Annotated in this window: 14 protein-coding genes; 4 read left to right on the top strand and 10 right to left on the bottom strand. The window is 63.2% G+C overall.

The annotated features are described in order from the left end of the window. Positions 1 to 50 precede the first annotated feature (50 nt). The 9 genes from IB265_RS16750 to IB265_RS16710 all read right to left on the bottom strand — a co-directional run bounded on the left by IB265_RS16750 (position 51) and on the right by IB265_RS16710 (position 10,747). On the bottom strand, positions 51 to 677 hold the full coding sequence (locus IB265_RS16750; protein WP_057251792.1) for an outer membrane protein: 627 nt from the start codon (positions 675 to 677) through the stop codon (positions 51 to 53). A 210-nt stretch (positions 678 to 887) separates the two neighbouring features. After that, on the bottom strand, positions 888 to 2,225 hold the full coding sequence (locus IB265_RS16745) for a sensor histidine kinase KdpD (protein WP_112996789.1): 1,338 nt from the start codon (positions 2,223 to 2,225) through the stop codon (positions 888 to 890). Beyond that, the gene (locus tag IB265_RS16740; RefSeq protein ID WP_057251790.1) at positions 2,222 to 2,896 is read right to left on the bottom strand and encodes a response regulator transcription factor; all 675 of its coding nucleotides are present in this window, start codon (positions 2,894 to 2,896) and stop codon (positions 2,222 to 2,224) included. The genes IB265_RS16745 and IB265_RS16740 overlap by 4 nt, the downstream gene beginning before the upstream one ends. Before the next feature lie 262 nt (positions 2,897 to 3,158). Continuing rightward, positions 3,159 to 4,898, bottom strand: coding sequence for a M14 family metallopeptidase (locus tag IB265_RS16735; RefSeq protein ID WP_057251789.1), 1,740 nt, complete (start codon positions 4,896 to 4,898; stop codon positions 3,159 to 3,161). Further along, complete coding sequence (locus tag IB265_RS16730; protein WP_057251788.1) at positions 4,895 to 5,749, bottom strand: ABC transporter permease; 855 nt, start codon at positions 5,747 to 5,749, stop codon at positions 4,895 to 4,897. The genes IB265_RS16735 and IB265_RS16730 overlap by 4 nt, the downstream gene beginning before the upstream one ends. A gap of 4 nt (positions 5,750 to 5,753) precedes the next feature. After that, the gene (locus tag IB265_RS16725) at positions 5,754 to 6,677 is read right to left on the bottom strand and encodes an ABC transporter permease (protein WP_057251787.1); all 924 of its coding nucleotides are present in this window, start codon (positions 6,675 to 6,677) and stop codon (positions 5,754 to 5,756) included. A 60-nt stretch (positions 6,678 to 6,737) separates the two neighbouring features. Next, positions 6,738 to 8,225 carry an ABC transporter substrate-binding protein gene (locus IB265_RS16720; RefSeq protein ID WP_375293071.1) on the bottom strand — a complete coding sequence of 496 codons (1,488 nt, stop codon included), beginning with the start codon at positions 8,223 to 8,225 and terminating at the stop codon, positions 6,738 to 6,740. Positions 8,226 to 8,316: 91 nt separating this feature from the next. Continuing rightward, positions 8,317 to 10,137 (bottom strand): ABC transporter ATP-binding protein, encoded by a 1,821-nt coding sequence (locus IB265_RS16715; RefSeq protein WP_057251785.1) that lies wholly within the window; start codon positions 10,135 to 10,137, stop codon positions 8,317 to 8,319. Positions 10,138 to 10,162: 25 nt separating this feature from the next. Next, complete coding sequence (locus tag IB265_RS16710) at positions 10,163 to 10,747, bottom strand: winged helix DNA-binding protein (RefSeq protein WP_057251784.1); 585 nt, start codon at positions 10,745 to 10,747, stop codon at positions 10,163 to 10,165. 121 nt (positions 10,748 to 10,868) lie between these two features. On the opposite strand from IB265_RS16710, the gene IB265_RS16705 reads away from it, so the two are divergent. The 4 genes from IB265_RS16705 (at position 10,869) to IB265_RS36770 (ending at position 18,400) form a co-directional block, all read left to right on the top strand. Next, positions 10,869 to 14,489, top strand: a complete 3,621-nt coding sequence (locus IB265_RS16705) for a hydantoinase B/oxoprolinase family protein (RefSeq protein WP_057251783.1) — start codon at positions 10,869 to 10,871, stop codon at positions 14,487 to 14,489. Positions 14,490 to 14,775: 286 nt separating this feature from the next. Beyond that, positions 14,776 to 16,677 (top strand): methyl-accepting chemotaxis protein, encoded by a 1,902-nt coding sequence (locus tag IB265_RS16700; RefSeq protein WP_057252100.1) that lies wholly within the window; start codon positions 14,776 to 14,778, stop codon positions 16,675 to 16,677. A 358-nt stretch (positions 16,678 to 17,035) separates the two neighbouring features. Continuing rightward, complete coding sequence (locus tag IB265_RS16695) at positions 17,036 to 17,995, top strand: 3'-5' exonuclease (RefSeq protein WP_057251782.1); 960 nt, start codon at positions 17,036 to 17,038, stop codon at positions 17,993 to 17,995. A 237-nt stretch (positions 17,996 to 18,232) separates the two neighbouring features. Beyond that, on the top strand, positions 18,233 to 18,400 hold the full coding sequence (locus tag IB265_RS36770; RefSeq protein WP_244495652.1) for a hypothetical protein: 168 nt from the start codon (positions 18,233 to 18,235) through the stop codon (positions 18,398 to 18,400). Between the two features lie 364 nt (positions 18,401 to 18,764). Here the strand turns inward: IB265_RS36770 and IB265_RS16685 are convergent, their stop codons facing one another. Next, complete coding sequence (locus IB265_RS16685; RefSeq protein ID WP_082615917.1) at positions 18,765 to 20,297, bottom strand: aldehyde dehydrogenase family protein; 1,533 nt, start codon at positions 20,295 to 20,297, stop codon at positions 18,765 to 18,767. Positions 20,298 to 20,320 lie beyond the last annotated feature (23 nt).

Below are 20,320 nucleotides of genomic sequence, written 5' to 3'. Positions count from 1 at the left end.
TCGGGAAGGTCGTCGGCTTAGCAGGGCGCCGCTGCGAACCGGCGGCCCCGTCAGAAGCGCATGTTGATACCGGCCTTGATGACGTGGCTGTTGATGTCCTTTTCACTGGAGCCTGAAACGGTGCTGGTGCGGACATCGGGCGTCATGATGTAGTTGTACTCAAGCTTGGCCGACAGGCCGCCTGCGAAGGCTTGCTCGATGCCGGCGCCAACGAGATAACCGCCCTTGAAGCCGACGTCGTTGCGAACATCGCCGCCTTTCTTGTAGTTGGTCATCGCATAGCCGGCTGTGCCGTAGACGAGCGTCTGGTCGAAGGTGAGGCCGGCCTTCGCCTTGATCGCACCGCGCCATTTTTCCTTGAGCTTGCCACCATTGACCTTGTGCTCCGTGTCGCCGAGGTAGGAGCCCTCGATCTCGGCACCGACGATGCCCGGGCCCGCCTGCATGTTGTAGCCGGCCTGGACGCCGAGCGCGACGCCATTGCGATCGGCGAAGGGATTGGGGCTGCCGCTGAAGCCGAGGCCACCATGCGCACCGACATAGGCGCCGCTCCAGCTGAATGCTGGCGGATCCTGATAATCGGGCACGGAGAAGTCGGTCGCCTGGGACTGCTGGACGCCGAGGAAGGTTAGCAGGGTGAGACTGGACCAGATCGAAAACTTGCTGGATTGCCGCATGATATTGCTCCGTGGATTGGATTAGGGCGCCCTTCGCGGCGCTTTCGCTCTTCCAATTCGCGTCTCGTGCCGGGTAGCGTGGTCGCGAAGCTTGGAAGATGCGCATCCTTTGTCGGCTCCACGGATTGCGCCAACATTGCACAAATTACCTAAGCTGCTGATTTCGTTATTAATTGTCTATTAATCATGTTGGGAGCCGCGCGATCTGTATCATGCCGCGGGCAAGGTGATGCGGAAGCAGGCGCCGCCGGCGGGTTCATCGACAACGGAAATGTGGCCCTTATGCCGACCGACGATTTCGCTGACCAGATGCAGGCCGAGGCCGGCGCCGTGGTCGCGTGGCTGCAGGCGATGGAACGGCTCGAAGATGCGTTCACGCTCGCGTTCGGGAATGCCGGGGCCTTCATCGGTGACCTCGATCACGCCGCCGCGTTCGACGCGGATGGTGATGAGACCACCGGCATGCTCGATGGCATTGCGCACCAGATTGGTGACCGCCCGCTCAATGGCGCCGGCATCGCCGCGCGCAACGACACGCTCGACGTCCGAGGCGAAGGAGAGTTCGCAGCCGGCCGAAAGCGCGAGCGGCGCGAGGTCGGCGGCGACGTCACGGCACAGCGACACTAGGTCGAGCGTGGAAAAGTCCGCGCCATCGCGATCGATCCGCTCAAGGTCCAGCAACTGTTCCGCAAGCCCCGCGATGCGATTGGAATCGATCAACAGGCGGTTTCTGAGCGGCCCGGCGTCCATGCTTTCCAGCCGCGTCTGCAGGATGGCGACCGGAGTCCTCAGTTCATGCGCCGCATCCAGAATGAAGCGCTGTCGCCGTTCGTACCCCTCGTCGAGTCGCTGCAGCGCGCCATTGAATGCCTCGACCAGCGGACGCACTTCGCCGGGAACCCGATGATCGGACAAGCGGGCGCCGCGGCGATCGACGTCGATCTTCTTGGCCTGATCGACCATATCGGCGAGGCCGGCAAAGGCACGCCTGACGATGATCGGGATGGCAAGGGCCGGGATCAGCACGACGATGAGCACGATCGGCAGCAGCACCAGGTTTGCCAGCAGGAAAACCGCGAAGGACGCGCTCCACAACCGGCCGCCGCCGGCGAGCACCGTGTAGGTTCCGCTTTCCGTGGTCACCGAGCGCACGATCGACGAGAGCGTGTAGGGCTCGACGCTGTCTCGGATATCGCCAAAGGCGATCCGATCCAGATGTTCGCCAATGCCGCGATAGGCGTCCGGCACGGGGCCGCTGCGGATCATGTCGCCGCGTTCGTTTCTCGCGACGAACCAGAAATCCGGCGACTCGGCCCGCATGGCGAGCAATTGCGGTGTCTCGACCAGCGTCAGTCCACCCGCGGGCTGCGAGCGGATCGCTCCGGCGGCGACCGAAGCTGCGTCGGCATCGAGGAACTTTCCGCCAAGATCGGCGCGCGTCAGCAATGCCATGAGGCCGGCGATGACCGCCATCAACAGCAGCACCTGAAAGGTGAGGATCTGCCAGATCAGGCGCTTCTTCAACGAGTTGACGGATGACGTGCTCATGGCGAAGGCCTCAACAGATAACCAACGCCGCGGATGCTGTGGATCTCCACGCCGGCGCCGGTGTCGGCAAGCTTCCGGCGTAGTCGCGAGACATGCGCGTCGAGCGAGTTGGATTGGATCTCGTCATCGTAGCCGTAGACAGACTCCTCCAAGGTCGAGCGCTGCACCGTGCGGCCCTGCCGCCGCGCCAGCGTTTCCAGTACCAGCAGTTCGCGACGGGGCAGGTCAAGCAACTGGCCGTTCACCTGCGCCTGCCTGCCGTCGAAATCGAAGACGAGTTTGCCGATGCGCGCCGTCATGGGGGCGATATCCGGCGAACGCCGCATGAGGGCGCGGATCCGCGCCAACAGTTCTTCCACGGCAAAGGGCTTGGCGAGGTAGTCGTCGGCGCCCATGTCGAGGCCACGGACACGCTCGTCGACCGCGCCACGCGCGGTCAGAACGATCACGGGAATTCCGGATTTCAGCGCACGGACGCGCGGGATCAGTGACAGCCCGTCGCCATCGGGCAATTGGCGATCGAGGATGATGCCGTCATGCACGTGATTGGCGAGCGCCGCCAATGCATGGTCGAGCGTTGGCGCATGATCCAGGATCATGTCGTAGCGACCGAGCGCGGCGCTGAGCGCCGCCGCCATTTCCAGCTCGTCCTCGACAAGGAGCAGGCGCATTGAATTCTCCGAATACGATAGATGTTGCCTCACGTCTGGTCGACGAGGATTGCAGCAACGTTGCGGCGCATGGGTGCGCGGGCGTGTGCCGGTTCTAGCGGGACACGCAATGGCACGGCAATGCAGCCTCGTCAGGCTTTACCGTATTCGGTGGTGGGGCGTCGGATGGCCAAAATCGCCAGCGGCGGCTTGTCGCTTGCGGGGAACGCTCAAGGGGTCGGCTTTTGGGCGGCGGCACTGGATACCGTCGCCCTGTGAGGCTTTAGGCGATGGCCATCATCCGCTGAAACGCGTCGTAGGCGGCAAGCACCGTTTCCTTCTGGGCGTCGTGGCCAGCGATGAAGGCATCGCCATAGATGGTCTCGTCCGGATATTCGGTGATCAGCGTCAGCGGCGCCGTGTGGCGGTCGTCGACCGAGATCATGCAGGGAAAGCCGTTGATGATCCGGAAGCCGGTTTCGCCGGCGTGGGTCTCGTAGAGCGCGATCTGCGCGTCGTTATAGGCGCGCAGGCCAGGAACCTTGGCGAGCCGCTCGGTGACTGCCTCGACCAGCCGTTCGGCGCGGTCGGTCCAATCGGCATGATGGCGCATGATCAGGAAGAAGCCCTTGGGCAGCGTCCACATGGCGAAGCCCCGCGGCACGTAGCCCGAAAGCGGCCGGGTCCATTCGTGCGAGGGATAGCCGTGCAGGTTGACGTGCAATTGTGCGCCGGTCAGGCGTTCGGCTTCCTTGCGGATTTCGCGCTCGTTGAGCGCTGCGCCAGTGCGGTATTCGAGGTCATCGCCAAGTGCTGTGTAGCGGGCGGCGTGATGCATGTGCAGCGGATTGTCCACCCGCAGCCGCTGGTGCACGGCGTAGCCGTCGGGGTTTTCGAGCGGCGAGATGGTGAAATGGGTGCCTGAGCGGGCGGCAAGCGCCTGGGCTGCGCGCAGCACCCCGACGATGCCGGTCGTCTCGTTCGGATGCTGGCCGCCGCTGATCATGACCGGCGCATCAGTCCCCTTGTGGTAGCGGGCCTTCACCGGCCGGCCGGCGCGCGACTGTGCCTCGAAGGGCTGGCCATCGATCGCGGCGAGTTCCGTGTGGATCTGCGCCACCGTCAGCGGCGCTTCGGCGGTTTCGAGCGTCTGGGCTTCGCCCTCGGCATCCCCTGCCTGCAAGGGCCGCGCTTCGACGACGACGGTCGGCTTGCCGACGCCAAAGACGATCTCCGGTATGATCTGACCGGGTTTCAGCCCGCGGTCGCCGAGGGGACGACCGGACTTCTTCTGGAAGACTTCGAGCAGCGAGAAATAGAAGTCCTCGTGCAGCGCCTCACGAAGGCTCAAGACCTCTTCGCCGACGGGCAGGCGGAAGTCGGTGATCGGCAGGGTCACGCGGATGTTGAGCTCTTCGAAATAGGGCTCGCTATCGCCCCAGGCATAGTCGGCAATTGCCCGCATAGTGCCCGCGAAGAGCCGCTCATAGTCGGTTTCGAGATGGCATTCGCGACATTTGTCGCAGCCTTCGTCGAGACGAATCCACCCGGTCGGCGACAGCAGAGTTTCACCGACGAAGTCGGTATGGATACGGTTTGGCGCGAAGACGGCGTGGCTTTGCTGGCGCCCATCGCGGAAAGTCAGCGCGACGTCGTAGGTGAAGGCCGGCTTGCTGCCGGCCTCGAAGCGGATATCGGCATCGCCGACCAGAGCGGCAAGCGGATAGGCTTCGAGCAGGAAGCGGTTCTGCGCAGCACCCTCATGCTGGGGATAGCCGACGACGACGCTGGCGAGCGCATTGCGGTCGACCTCTTCGAGGAAGAAATGCAGCAGCGGCTTGTAGGCGCTCCTGAGTGTCGCCTTCACGCCAAAGCTGGCGAGCTTCTGTTCCGCCGCCTTGCGGCTAGCGGCATCGTCGAAGAGCCAGGCTTCGACTTTGGTGCCGCGGGCCGCTTCCTTGCCGTAGGTGGTGAGAAGGGTATCGAGCGTGCGCTCGAAGGCGCCTTCGAAAATCGTCGTCATCGTGAAGTTCTACCGGTTGGGTCGAGGCTGTCGCGCAGCCAGTCGCCGAGAAGATTGAGGCCGAGGACGGTGAGCAGGATCGCCAGGCCCGGGAAGACGCTGACCCACCAGGCGTTCTGCAGGTAGGTGCGGCCGTCGGCGAGCATGCCGCCCCAACTCGGGATCAGCGGATCGACGCCGAGGCCGAGGAAGGTAAGGCTGCTTTCAAGCAGGATGTTGTTGGCGACGTTCAAGGTCATCAGCACGATGACCGGGCCGATCAGGTTGGGCAGCAGGTGCTGGAACAGGATCTTGTAGTCGCGCACGCCGATGGCGCGGGCCGACTGGATGAATTCGCGCTCGCGCAGCGACAGCACCGAACCGCGAACCAGCCGGGCATATTGCACCCACTGCGAAACGATCAGGAGGATGATGGTGTTGGTCAGCCCGCCGCCGACGATGGCGATGAAAGTGATCGCAAGCAGGATGAAGGGGAGCGCGAGTTGAACGTCGGCAAAGCGCATGACGAGCATATCCCAGAAGCCGCGATAGTAGCCCGAAACGAGCCCCATGACCACGCCGACGACGACGGCGCCGGCAACCGAGGTCAGGCCGACGAGCAGCGAGATCTTGCCGCCGGCAACCACGCGGGCGAGCACGTCGCGGCCGAGCGGGTCGGTGCCGAGCGGATGGGCCCAGTTGACGAAGGGCGGCGTCAGCCGCGCCAACAGGTCGATCTTGTCGACGCCACCCGGAAAGAGCACGCCGGAGAAGACGACGGCGAGGCAGATGCCGCCAGTCAGAAGCGCGCCGAGGATGAATTCGAGATTGCGGAAGCGGGCGAAACGGGTGTTTGCAGCCTTGGTGGTCATCGGCTCACTCCGTCCGGATGCGCGGATCGACGAGGCCATAGGCGATGTCGACCAGGAGATTGACGAACACGATCATCAGGGAAAGCACCGTGATGACCGCCTGAAGCACGGGGTAGTCGCGCGAGGCGACCGCATCGAAGGCGAGCGTGCCCATGCCCGGCCAGTTGAAGACGAGTTCGACGACGACGATGCCGCCGAGCAGGCCGCCGAACTGCAGGCCGAAATAGGTGATCAGCGGGATCGCGCAATTGCGCAGCGCATGCTTGTAGAGCACTTTGGTCTCACTGAGGCCCTTGGCGCGGGCAACCATGATGTATTGCGACTGCAGGGTTTCCAGCATCGCGGTGCGCACCAGGCGCACATTCGTCGCCGTCAGGATGATGCCCATGGTCAGCGCCGGCATGATGAAGCTCGCAAAGCCGTCCATGCCGCTCGGTGGCAGCCATTTCAGAACGATCGAGAACAACAGCACGAGCATGATCGCCAGCCAGAAGTTCGGGAAGGACAGGCCGATCAGCGATAGGATGCGGATCGTCTGATCTGCCCACTTGCCGCGCGCAACGGCGGCGCGGATACCGAGCGGGATGGAAATCGCGATAGAGACGATCAGCGAGGCGAAAGCGAGCAGCATGGTCGCCGGCAGGGCAGAGGCAATCAGCTGCGAAACCGGGGTGCCGCCGAGGAAGGAGCGGCCGAAATCGAGCGTGAACATGCCTTTGATGAAGTCGGCATATTGCGAAAGGAAGGGCTGGTTGAGGCCGAGCCCCTCGCGGATGCGCACGAGGTCTTCCTCAGTCACGCTGCCGGCGCCCTGCGCCAGCATCAGGGCCGGGTCGCCGGTGAACCGGATGGCATAGGAAACGGTCAGTGTCACGACGAACACGACGAAGACCGCCTGCAGAAAACGTTTGATCAGAAATCCGGCCAAGTGACCCGCCCTTTAAAGAAAATGGTCCGCCGCCTCACGCGCGGCGGCGGACCGGATTGTTTACTCGACCGTCACGTCCGTGAGCCGTAGGCGGCTGTCCGGCACCGGGGTGAAGTTCTTGACGCGCTTGCTCACGCCGAAGATGGCATTGAGGTTGTAAAGCGGCATCTCGAGCGACCGGTCGGCGGCGTAGTTGGCGATCTGCTTGAGGATCTCCTCGCGCTTGGCCCGATCGGTGATCGAACGCTGGGATTCGAGCAGCTTGTCGAGTTCCGCATCCTGGTCGTAGGGATTCCACTTTTCGCCGGAGTGGTACATGGAGTAGGCGGTGTTGTCGTAGTCGAGTGTCCAGCCACCCCAGGACTGCTGGAACATCGCGCCGGTCTTGCCGGCCGGGATGATGTCGTTCAGCAGAACGTTGGTTTCATAGGGCTTGATCGTCGCGTTGATGCCGATCAGCTGCAGGTAGCTGGCAATCGCCTGTACGACCTCGTTGAAGGTCGCATCGTTGCCGCGAACGTCGATCTGCACGGAGGCGCCCGGCGCAACACCGGCTTCCTTCAGAAGGGCCTTGGCCTGTTCGGGATCGTAGGGAAGCGGCTTCATCGCCGGGTCGAAGCCGAAGGAGAGCTTGCCCTGGAAGCTGGCGATCGGGTCCGCCTGGCCGCCGAGGATCGACTGGATGATGGTGTCGCGGTCGACGCCGAGGATGAGCGCCTTGCGGACCTTCGGATCCTTGGTGATGCCGTCGCGGGTGTTGAAGCGAAGAGCGTAGACCGTCGGGCCGGCGCTGGTGATGATCTCCAGGTTGCTGTCGTCCTGGATGGTCGGGATCATGCCGATCGGAATGGTCGGCGGGATCACGAGATCGACGCGGCCGGCCTGCAGTTCGGCAACGGCGGTCGCCGGCTCCGAGATGAAGCGGTAGTTGAGGTTCGAAAGCTTCGGCGCGCCGCCCCAATGATCGGCAAAGGCTTCGAGCTTGATGCCGACCTTCGGCTCGTAGGAGACGAACTTGAACGGGCCGGTACCAACCGGATGGGCGTTGAAATAGTCCTCGCCCTTCTCCTGGATGTACTTCGGCGGCACGATCATTGCGCCATAGCCGGCAAGCTTGGTGAGCAGCACCGGATCCGGGGTCTTCAGATGCAGATCGACAGTCTTCTCGTCGATGATCTCGACCTTTTCGATCACGGCATAGTTGGACTTCTGCGGGCCCTTCGAGCCTTCCTCGCCGAGCAGGCGGTCGAAGGTGAATTTTACCGCTTCGGCATTGAATGGCTCGCCATTGTGGAACTTGACGCCTTCGCGCAGCGTGAAGCGCAGGCGCTTGCCGCCGTCGAGCTCTTCCCACGCGGTGGCAAGGCCGGGCACGAGTTTGAGATCCGGGCCGCGATAGGTGAGGCCGTCATAGATGTTGGTGGCGACGGACGCCCAGTTGACGAGGAAGGTGTCGACCGGGTCCCAGCTACCCGGATCCTGCGGCGACGACACCGTCAGCGTGCCTGCGGCAAAGGCCGGGGCTGCGGTCATGAAACTGCCGGCCATCGCGAGGGCGATGAAGGCGGCGTGGATCCCCTTTTTGTTGATCATTTACTCACTCCTGTTTCGACAGCCTTCTTCTGAAAAAGAAAGCGGCTCACGCACCCTTGGCCACGAAATGGCCGGGGGCGATTTCTTTGCGGGGCAGAACCGCGGGTTCGTTGCCGACGCGACGTATCGGGCTCGGGATTTCGCCTTCCAGCAAAGCGCGCTCGCGGCCCTTGCCGGGCTCGGCGACCGGGACGGCGGAAAGCAGCCGGCGGGTATAGGGATGGGATGGCGTTTCGAAGACCTGCTGGCGGCTGCCGAATTCCATGATCTGGCCGAGATAGAGCACGGCGACGCGATGGCTCATGCGCTCGACCACCGCCATGTCATGGCTGATGAAGAGATAGGCGAGGCCTTCCTGCTCCTGCAGCTCCATGAAGAGGTTGATGATCTGCGCCTGGATGGAGACGTCGAGGGCGGACAGCGCTTCGTCCGCGATGATCAGCTTCGGGCGCGAGGCGAGCGCTCGGGCGATGCAGACGCGCTGGCGCTGGCCGCCGGAGAACTCGTGCGGATAACGCCGGGCGTGCGCGGCCGTCAGGCCGACACGCTCGAGCAGTTCATGCACGCGCTTTTCGATATCCTTTTCGCCGAGGATCAGCCCATGGGTGCGGATCGGCTCGGCGACCGAGAAGCCCACGGTCTTGCGCGGGTCGAGCGAGGCGAACGGGTCCTGGAAGATGTACTGGATTTCCTGCTTCAGTCTCTGCCGCTCGGCATAGCTCATCGCCGAGACGGGCCGGCCGTCGAAGAGGATCTCGCCCGATGTCGCGTTCTGCAGCTGCTGGATCGTGCGGCCGATCGTCGACTTGCCCGAGCCGCTTTCGCCGACGAGCGCCAGCGTTTCGCCTGGGAAGATGTCGAAGCTGACGTTTTCGATCGCGTGCACGCGGTGCGTCGCCTTGCCGAAAAGGTTCTTGCGCACGTCGAAACGGGTGACGAGATCGCGCACCGAGAGGATTGGTGCGGCCTCATAGCGGGCGGTGCGCTGGATATGGACGTCGCCGACGCGCTTCGGCTCGCCGTCGACCATCATGGTCAGCGGCAGGCGCTTCGGGAATTCTTCGCCCACCATGCTGCCGAGCTTCGGCACGGCGGAAAGCAGCGTCTGGGTATAGGGGTGCTTGGGAGCGGCGAAGATCTCGTCGACCGGACCTTCCTCGACCTTGCGGCCTTTCCACATCACAACGACGTCGTCGGCCATCTCGGCGACGACGCCCATATCATGGGTGATGAAGATCACCGCCATGCCGAGTTCCTTCTGCAGGTCCCGGATGATTGTCAGGATCTGCGCCTGGATAGTGACGTCGAGCGCCGTGGTCGGCTCGTCGGCGATCAGCAGCTTCGGCCGGCAAGCGAGCGCCATGGCGATCATGACGCGTTGGCGCATGCCACCGGAAAGCTGGTGCGGATAGCGGCCGATCAGTTCGGCGCTGTCGGGAAGGCGGACCATGTCGAGCAGCCGACGCGTCTCGGCGAGCGCCTCGGCCTTGGTCATCTTCTCATGCAGCATCAGCACTTCGGCGACCTGGTCGCCGATGGTGAAGACCGGGTTCAGCGAGGTCATCGGCTCCTGGAAGATCATGGCGATCTCCTTGCCGCGGATCGCACGCATGGTCTTCTGCGGCGCGCTCGTCAGGTCGATCTCGCCACCCTTGCCGCGAAACAGAATGCGGCCTGAGGGGAACTGGCCACCCATCATGTCGGATAGCCGCATGATCGACAGGGACGTCACGGATTTGCCGGAACCGGATTCGCCGACGATCGCGAGCGTCCGCCCGGGCGTGACCGTGAAGCTTAGATCTTCGACGACGGGGTTGCCGTTGAAGGCAACGGAAAGCTTCTCGACGGCGAGCAGGGGCGCAGGCATTTCGACAGTCACGCGGTCTTCCTCGTTACAATGTGGTCGCGGCGCGCGCGGACTGTTCATAGGCGCCCGACATGAAACGCAGGACGGCGGCGATCTCGGAGAGTGTCTCTTCGGAGGGGCGGGCTTTCGCGGTCGAGGAAACCAGCAGGCGTTCGCGGATCTGAGCGTAGCGCGTGCAGGCGTCCGACCCCTTGTCGGTGATGAGGATGGTCTTTTCCTTGCCTTCCTTGCCCGTGGTTACCAGGCCGGCGGCTTCGAGCTTGCGGATGGCATAGGTCGCGACATGGGTGTCTTCGATATCGAGGACCAGACAGATGTCGGCGAGCTTCTTGCCGCGGTCGCGGTGGCGGATCGTGTGCAGGATCAGGATTTCGATCGGCGAAAGGCCCGGCACGCCGGCGGCCGCCATGCAGCGCATCATCCAGCGATGAAAGGCGTGCGACGCGAGGATCAGGCCGTATTCCACTTCCGAAAGACCAGGGGAACCGCCTTCCGCCAAGTGCGCGGAGGAAACGATCGGGCCGATGGCCGCGACCGGCTTTAGATGTTCGGGCAGGGCGTTTTCGGCCCATTCCCGACCTTCGAAGCTATCCTCAGGCTTCTTCGTCATTCAGCTCTTCCTCATCTTGACGATTTTATGTCATCATTTTATCGACATTTTGTCAACGAACTGCTTTGATGAATTTCCGGGCTTGCACAGTCATGCGGCTCGCGAACGAGAGGGATGGACAATGAGCGCACGCGAAACCGGCAGTTGGGACTTCTGGGTCGACCGCGGCGGCACCTTCACCGATGTCATCGGCCGCGATCCGCAAGGGGTGCTGCATGCGCGCAAGGTGCTTTCGGAAAATCCGGAAGCCTATCGCGACGCCGCAGTGCAGGGCATTCGCCTGCATCTCGGCCTTGCGACCGGTGCCGCGATCCCGACCGGTCTCATCGGCGAAGTGCGCATGGGCACGACCGTTGCCACCAATGCACTGCTCGAACGCAAGGGCGAGCCGCTGGCGCTCGTGACCACCAAGGGTTTCCGCGACGCTCTGAAGATCGGCTACCAGGAGCGCAAGAAGATCTTCGCAACCGAGATCATCAAGCCGGAAGCGCTCTATCAGGACATCGTCGAGCTCGACGAACGCGTGCTGGCCGACGGAACAGTCGAGACGCCGCTCGATGAGGCGAAGGCGCGCGCGGCACTCGAAGACCTGAAGGGCAAGGGCTACAAGGCCGTCGCCATCGTCTTCATGCACGCCTACAAATATCCCGAGCATGAGGCGGTCGTTGCCCGAATTGCCCGCGAACTCGGCTTCGAGCAGGTCTCGGTCAGCCACGAAGTCTCGCCGCTGATCAAATATGTCGGGCGCGGCGACACCACCGTCATCGACGCCTATCTGTCACCGGTTCTCCGCCGCTACGTCGCCCAGGTCTCGGGCGAACTCGATATCGCCCGCACCGGCGCGCGCGTCATGTTCATGATGTCTTCGGGCGGCCTGACTGCGGCTGAAATGTTCCAGGGCAAGGATGCAATCCTTTCCGGTCCGGCGGGCGGCGTCGTCGGGCTCGCAAAAACCGGCGAAGCTGCCGGTTTTGAGCGCGTCATCGGCTTCGACATGGGTGGCACCTCGACCGACGTCGCCCATTTCGACGGCGAATATGAACGTGCGTTTGAGACCGAGGTCGCCGGCGTGCGCGTGCGTGCGCCGATGATGCTGATCCATACGGTTGCCGCCGGCGGCGGCTCGATCCTGCATTTCGACGGCGAGCGCTTCCGCGTTGGGCCGGATTCGGCCGGCGCCAATCCGGGTCCTGCCTGCTACCGAAACGGCGGCCCGCTCGCGGTTACCGATGCCAATGTGATGCTCGGCAAGCTGCTGCCGGAATTCTTCCCGGCGCTCTTCGGCCCGAACCAGGACGAACGCCTCGATGTCGAGACCGTGCGCGGGCGCTTTTCAACGATGGCCGGCGAGATCGGCGACGGCCGTAGCCCGGAGGATGTAGCCGACGGCTTTATCCGCATCGCGGTTGCCAACATGGTCGAGGCGATCAAAAAGATTTCCGTCCAGCGTGGCTATGACGTGACGCGCTATGCGCTAAGCTGCTTCGGCGGCGCCGGTGGGCAGCATGCTTGCCTCGTTGCCGATCAGCTCGGCATGAAGAGCATTCTCGTGCACCCGATGTCCGGTCTGCTTTCGGCCTATGGCATGGGGCTCGCCGATATTCGTTCGACGCGCCAGAAGGCGCTCGGCGTGGCGCTTGACGACAAGGCGCCGGTAGCGCTCAGCACCCTTGGCGCCGAGCTCGAGGTCGAATGCCTTGCCGAACTCGACGCGCAGGGTATCGCCCGCGACGAGATCCGCACGCATCTGCGCGCCCATATCCGTTACGCCGGCACCGATACGGTGCTCGCGGTCGACGCGACCTTCCCGGATCATGACGACATCGCCCGCCTGCGCGCCGAGTTCGAAGAGTTGCACAAGCGCCGCTTCGGCTTCGTCGCCGAGAACAAGGCGCTGGTCATCGACGCCGTCGAGGTCGAGACGGTCGGTGGCGGTGCTGCCCAGATGGAGCGCGAGGGTGGGGCGGTCACTAAGGGAACGCCGGATATCGTCCGCAGCACGCGCTTCTATTCGCAGGGCCAGTTCCACGACGCGCCCGTCCTGCTGCGCGCCGAGATCGCGCCCGGCCAGCGGCTCGACGGTCCGGCGATCATCATCGAACCGAACCAGACCATCGTCGTTGAGGATGGCTGGCAGGCGGAACTGACGGCCAAGGACCACATCGTGCTTCGCCGCGTGAAGGCGTTGCAGCAGCAGAGCGCGATCGGCACCCATGCCGATCCGGTCATGCTGGAGATCTTCAACAACCTGTTCATGTCGATCGCCGAGCAGATGGGTGTGACGCTGCAGAACACCGCCTATTCCGTGAACATCAAGGAGCGGCTCGATTTCTCCTGCGCCGTTTTCGACAACCGCGGCAATCTCGTTGCCAACGCGCCGCATATGCCGGTGCATCTCGGCTCCATGGATGCCTCGGTCGCGACCGCGATCCGCGAGAATCCGGTGATCCAGCCGGGCGACGTGTTCCTGATCAACGCGCCCTATAACGGCGGCACACACCTGCCTGACCTTACCGTCTGCACGCCGGTCTTCGACGATGCCGGCAAGGAGATCCGTTTCTGGGTCGCCAGCCGCGGCCATCACGCCGATATCGGCGGCATTTCGCCGGGCTCGATGTCGCCGTTGGCCACCAATATCGAGGAGGAAGGCGTCTATATCGACAACTTCAAGCTCATCGATGCCGGCCGCTTCTGCGAGGCAGAACTCGAGACGCTGCTCAATGGCGCGCGCTATCCGGTGCGCAACATCCTGCAGAACGTCAACGATCTGAAGGCGCAGGTCGCGGCCAACGAAAAGGGCGTCGCCGAACTCAAGAAGATGATCGCCCAGTTCGGCGAGGACGTGGTCGAGGCCTATATGGGCCATGTTCAGGACAATGCCGCCGAGAGCGTGCGCCGCGTCCTCGATCAGCTGCCCGATGGTGAATTCTCCTACGAGATGGACCAGGGCTGCAGCATCGTGGTCAAGATCACCGTCGATCGCGACAAGCGCGAGGCGACCGTCGATTTCACGGGGACGTCCGAGCAACGCGGTGACAATTTCAACGCCCCGGCGCCGGTCACCCGCGCCGCAGTGCTTTATGTCTTCCGTGTACTGGTCGAGGCGGACATCCCGATGAATGCCGGGTGCCTGCGTCCGATCCACATCGTCATTCCAGAGGGAACGATGCTAACGCCGCGCTATCCGGCTGCGGTCGTTGCCGGCAACGTCGAGGTCAGCCAGGCCGTGACGAACTGCCTGTTCGGCGCCGTTCAGAGTCAGGCGGGCGCGCAAGGCACGATGAACAATCTGACCTTCGGCAACCAGAACTACCAGTATTACGAGACGATCTGCTCCGGTGCGCCGGCCGGTCCCGGTTACAACGGCGCCGATGCGGTCCATACCCACATGACCAATTCGCGCCTCACCGACCCGGAAATCCTCGAAACCCGCTTCCCGGTGGTGCTCGAAGATTTCCATATTCGTGTCGGCTCGGGCGGCCGTGGCCAATGGAACGCCGGCAACGGTACCAAACGCACGATCCGCGCTCGCGAGAAACTGGATTTCGCCATCCTCTCCGGCCATCGCCGTGTAGCCTCCTTCGGCATCAAGGGCGGCAGCCCCGGCGAGCTTGGCCGCAACCTGGTACGCCGCAACGACGGCCGGACGGAAGAATTGCCGGGCTGCGCCCACACGGTTCTCGAAGCCGGTGAAGCCTTTACCGTGGTAACGCCGACCGGCGGCGGCTACGGCCGGTCGTAGGCTTCGAAACAAGATCTCCCAAGACTGCTGCGGTGGTCTGCGGGCGGGCGAGCGATCGTCCGCCCGTTTTTCGTTTTCGCTCCCGTCTCCATTTTTTGCTGCACTGCGAAAAGCTGCGATCGCTTTTTTAACCCGAATTTAAATGCAAGATTACTATGTACTTATCGGTCAGTGCGCGCTGCAATTCCTCCTAAATAGCGCACGCAAACAGCCGGTCCTCCTCCCGCCGGTATGGCTGACCATGTCCTCCCAACAACGCGATCGCGACATCACAGGAGTCACGGCAGTGACGTTCAAGAACCTATCGATATTGACCAAGGTCGGCCTTGTGGTCGTGGTCATGGGCATATCTTCCATTCTGATCGCGCTTGCCGGTGCGCGCGGTCTTTCCTCTCTCGGCGCGACGATCATCGACGTCGGCGCGCGCGAAGAGGCAGCACGCGAGGCGATGGACCTGCGCGTCGATATCATCGCCATCAGCCGCATGACCTACCAGCTTGCTGCAGCGCCCGAGAAAGCCGCCGATTTCGGCCAGGAAACCGAGAAGCGCGCCGGGGAAATGCTCGGCCGTCTGACGAAGATCGAGGCTGTTGCCGACGATGCGGAAGACAAGCTGCTGAACGACATCCGCATCACGCTCAACAGTTATTTCGACGAGATCCGCGCGATGATCGCCGTTGCCGCCGACACGGGCACAAACACTGGCGCCGTCAAGGCGGCACTCGACAAGGCGCTCGAAGCCCAAAAGACGGTGACGGCGACGGTCAAGACCTACAGCACCTACTCCGGCGACGCGCTCGCCGCCGCCCGCTCCGAAGCGCTCAATTCCTCTTCCGTCGCGATGACCATCCTGGCCGCCGCCGCTGCGGCCTGCGTCCTCTTCGGCGTCGGCGTCAGCCTCTTCGTTGCCCGTCGTGGTATCGTCATGCCGGTGCGCGAACTCACCTCGACCATGAGCGAACTTGCCGACGGCAAGCTTGATGGCAACGGTACCGATGTCTCGCGCCAGGATGAAATCGGCGAGATGGCCCGTGCCGTCGAAGTCTTCCGCAAGAACGGCATTGCCATGCGCGCGATGAAGGCGCAGGAAGCCGCACTGCATGCCCGCAGCAGCGACCTGCAGTCGAACATCAGCGTCGTCGTCGCTTCCGCCGTTGCCGGCGACTTCACCGGCCGCATCACCAAGGACTATGAAAACGACGACCTCAACCGCTTCGCATCGAGCGTCAACGAGCTCGTCTCGAGCGTCGACCAAACGGTCAACGAAGTCCGCCGCGTGATCGCCGCACTCGCCGATGCCGACCTGACGCAGACCATGCGTGGCGAATTCCACGGCGCATTCGCCGAACTGCAGACGAACGTCAACCAGACGATGGTGACGCTGCGCTCGACGATGCAGAACGTACGCACCGCGGCAAGCACCATCAACGACAACTCTGCCGAGCTGAGTTCTGCCGCCAACGATCTGTCGAAGCGCACCGAACAGCAGGCCGCAGCGCTCGAAGAGACGGCCGCCGCTCTCGACGAGATCACTTCGACCGTGCGCACAGCTTCCGAGCGGGCGAATGAGGCGCATGAAATGGTGCGCGCCACCAAAGACAGTGCCGGCCGATCCGGCGCGATCGTGCGCAGCGCGGTCGATGCGATGGGCCGGATCGAGGATTCGTCCAACCGCATCAACCAGATCATCTCGGTGATCGACGAGATCGCCTTCCAGACCAACCTTCTGGCGCTAAACGCCGGCGTCGAAGCGGCCCGCGCCGGCGAGGCGGGTCGTGGTTTCGCCGTCGTCGCCCAGGAAGTGCGCGAACTGGCGCAACGCTCGGCCAACGCCGCAAAGGAGATCAAGACGCTGATCCACAGCTCAGCGTCGGAAGTCGAGAATGGCGTGGCGCTGGTGCGCTCCACCGGTGAGGCTCTGCTGGAGATCGAGACGCTGGTCAACAATGTCAGCGGCCACGTCAACACGATCGCGACGGCCGCCCGCGAACAGGCGACGGCGCTGCAGGAGATCAACACCTCGGTCAACCACATGGACCAGATGACCCAACAGAACGCGGCGATGGTGGAAGAAACGACGGCGGCAAGCGGCACGCTTGCCGAAGAAAGCCGCCAGCTCCGTACGATGCTGGCGAAGTTCAAGCTCGAAGCGCAGAGTGCACGCGACAGCTGGAGCCGGGCGGCCTGATCGAGGGGCGAAAGTTACACGCGCTCAAGTGAAGCCATATCTGCGGCGGCACTGTCCTTCCTGCACTGCATTTGCGGGGCAGGGCGCGGAGGCCGCCGCAGGCTTTTCAGAGGGGCGATAGTCTCCGCATTGCCGCCCCCGGGGATCCGGGCGCTGGTGCGTCTGGCGAAGACGCTCCTTCCCACCCGCCGATAGCGCCGCGTCGGTTCGGCCGGCCCCGTTTGCGAGAACAAACCCGGTCGGCCTGCGGGGCTTGCGCGGGTGGTGGCTCCATCATTCTTCCTGAATTGCTGTGAAGCGCTGTTAGCGGCTATTCTGGAAGGCACACGTGTGAGTCGTTGATTTGCGGGACAACCGAATGACGCAGCAGTTCGACCTCTTTGCTTCGAACGAGGCAGCTACCAAAAAGGCAGGCGGCGGGTCAGCGGTCAAGAGGACCTCGTTGAACGAGGAAGATATGGTCCGTCACCTTCAGGCGACGGGCCGCTACCGCCTGCTGCAGCGGCTTGTGCCGCGCGCCGTGGTGCCTGTTGCTCGTCCCGGCTTTCCGCTGAAAGGCGTCATCCTCGATACCGAGACCACTGGGCTCAACAATCGCAAGGACGAGATTATCGAGATCGGGCTGATCGCTTTTACCTTCGATGAAAAGGGGAACCTCGGCGATGTGACGGGCGTTTATGGCGGTTTGCGGCAACCGGCCAATCCGATCCCTGCGGACATCACGCGCCTGACCGGCATTACCGATGCGATGGTCGCGGGAAAGGCGATCGATCTCGCCGAGATACGGACGCTGATGGAAAGAGCGGACCTTGTCATCGCGCATAATGCCGGCTTCGACCGTCCCTTCTGTGAGGCCTTTTCACCCGTCTTCGAAGGAAAGGCATGGGCCTGTTCCGTCTCTGAGGTCGATTGGTCCTCTCGCGGCTTCGAAGGCACGAAACTTGGTTATCTGATCGGGCAGGCCGGCTATTTCCACGACGGCCACCGGGCGGTCGACGATTGTTTCGCCCTGCTCGAAGTCCTTGCCAAGGATGGCGGCTCCGAAAACACGCCCTTTGCCGAGCTTTATCAGGCAAGCCAGCGAACGCGCATCCGCATTTTCGCGGAGAACAGCCCGTTCGACATGAAGGACCATCTGAAAGCGCGCGGTTATCGCTGGTCTGACGGAAGCGACGGCCGTCCGAAATCCTGGTGGATCGAGATCGCCGATGCTGCGCTTGAGGACGAGCTCCTTTATCTGCGCTCGGAGATCTATCGCTGGAATGAAGCCGATCCGCCGATCAAACGCTTGACCGCTTTCGATCGGTTCCGCGCCTGACAATCAGACGAGCACGCGGGATCGCCAGGGTAGACCTTGCGTGGACGCGGCCCCTGTCAATCAAATTATCCCGTTTTCTGCCGGCCTTTGTATGAAGGCAACCTGCCGATCGTAGCGCCAGCGCTGGCACCGGGCTGCACTGGCGGCGCCTTTCTCCTCGGTCGCGCCCGATGATGCTCAGTGCGGCGCTGTTCGAGATCCGGCAGCCTAACTGCTTCACCGACCCGCCTCTTCTCGATGAGCGGCCTTCAGGTCAATCGTGGCCTTGAGCTCTCTGCCTTCGGTGAGCCGATGGACGGTCTTCGTCTGCTTGGCGGCATTACTTTCATGGATGTCGAGCTGGCAAAGACACAAGGCGGCCTGCACGACGGCAAGAGCGTCACGGGCGTCCCAAAAAAACGGTGATCAGCCTTTACGGCGAATACGATATGCCCTGGGTTTGAGGACCTGACGCTCACGGGTCGCGTCATTTACACCGGCAGCAGCTATTATGATCGGGCGAACACGCAGAAGGTTTCGGACTGGACGCGGGTTAATCTCGGCGCGCGCGCGAGAAAACGGCAATCCGTTGGAATTCCGGGCGACGGTCGAGAACGTTTTCAACGAGAACTACTGGGCATCGTCTGCCTGTGGCTTCCTCTCGGCCGGCGCACCACGCACGTTCATGCTTTCGGCTTCGGTTGATTTCTGAGGCTGCTGCCCAGATTTCAGTTAGCAAAAAGAAACGGCCGGCATATGCCGGCCGCTTCTCGTTTAAACTGCGTATCGATCACGTTTCCGGCGCATAGCCGAAGACGATGGCCGGATTTTCTGCTGTTTCAACCCAGACGCTCTTCGTCTGGGTATAGGCCATCAAGGCATCACGACCGGAGGAACGGCCATAGCCGGAGCGACCAAAGCCGCCGAAGGGCGACATGACGCTGATCGTCTTGTAGCCGTTGATCCAGAAGGTTCCGGCCCGTACCTTGGAAGCAACGCGATGCGCGCGACCGACATCGCGGGTCCAGACCGCACCGGCAAGGCCATAGGGGTTGTCGTTGGCGAGCGTGATTGCCTCTTCTTCATCGTCGAAGACGGTGACACCGACGACAGGGCCGAAGACCTCCTCACGGGCGATCGTCATCTCCGGTTTGACGTTGTCGAGAATGGTCGGGGCGAAATAGAAGCCGCCGGAGGATTGAAGTGCCGTTGGCTTGGCGCCGCCGGTCGCAAGCGTGGCGCCTTCCGCCACGCCCTGCTTGACCATTTCCTCGATCTTCGCCCACTGACGGGCATTGTTGATCGGGCCGATCTGCGTCGTTTCGAGATAGGGATCGCCGACCGGGATGCGCGCGGCGGCCTCGGCATAGCGCTCGACGAACTGCTGATGCACCGAGCGGTGGACGAGCAGGCGCGAGCCGGCAACGCAGCTCTGGCCGGCGCCGGAGAAGATCGCCGACTGAGCGCCGACGATGGCGCGGTCGATATCGGCATCGGCAAAGACGATGTTGCCGGACTTGCCGCCGAGTTCGAGGATGCAGGGCACGACGTTCCTTGCGGCCGCCGCCGCAATTGCCGAACCGGCCAGCGCCGAACCGACGAAGACGACGAGTGCCGTCTTCGGATGCGCGACCATCGCCTGGCCTGCCGTCACGCCCTGGCCGGCGATGACGTTGACGAGACCACGCGGCGCGCCGCCCGCCTCGCAGAGCGCACCGAGCACCAGCGTGCTGAGCGGCGTCAGTTCCGACGGTTTGATGACGACGCCGTTGCCGGTGCAGATCGCCGGTGCGATCTGCCAGCCGCCGGTAAAGAGCGGCGCGTTCCAGGGGGTGATCTGCGCGACGACGCCGAGCGGCTCGTTCCGGGTGTAGTTCAGGTGCGAAGTCGGCACCGGGATGACCTCGCCATGGAGCTTGTCGCACCAGCCGGCATAATATTCGAACATTTCGGCGACGCGGACGGCCTCGCCGCGGATGTCGCGGATCGGTCTTCCGGCCGAACGGCTTTCGAGCTCGGCGATCTCGCCGGCGCGCTCGCGGATATTGCGGGCGATCTCGTTCATCACCCGGCCACGGGCCGAAGCGGTCATCGAAATCCACTCGCGCTGGGCACGCGCTGCGGCCTGCATCGCCGCGTCGACGACGTCCTTGCCGGCATCCTTGAAGGTGGCAAAGACTTCGCCGGTCGCCGGATCCGTCAGCTTCTGCTCATCGCCGGAGCCGGGCACAAGCGCGCCATCCACATAGCTGCCGATTTCCGTGCCAGGAAGGAAACCGTGAAAGAGAGCGCGGATGCGCTCGGCCTTGGCGGGCATGGTCATTTCGTTCATCGTCGTTCCCTTGG

The sequence above is a fragment of the Ensifer sp. ENS10 genome, from assembly GCF_014852025.1.
Taxonomy (GTDB): domain Bacteria; phylum Pseudomonadota; class Alphaproteobacteria; order Rhizobiales; family Rhizobiaceae; genus Ensifer.
The sequence above is the reverse complement of the archived record's forward strand: the minus strand, read 5'-3'. Positions and strand labels throughout refer to the sequence as shown.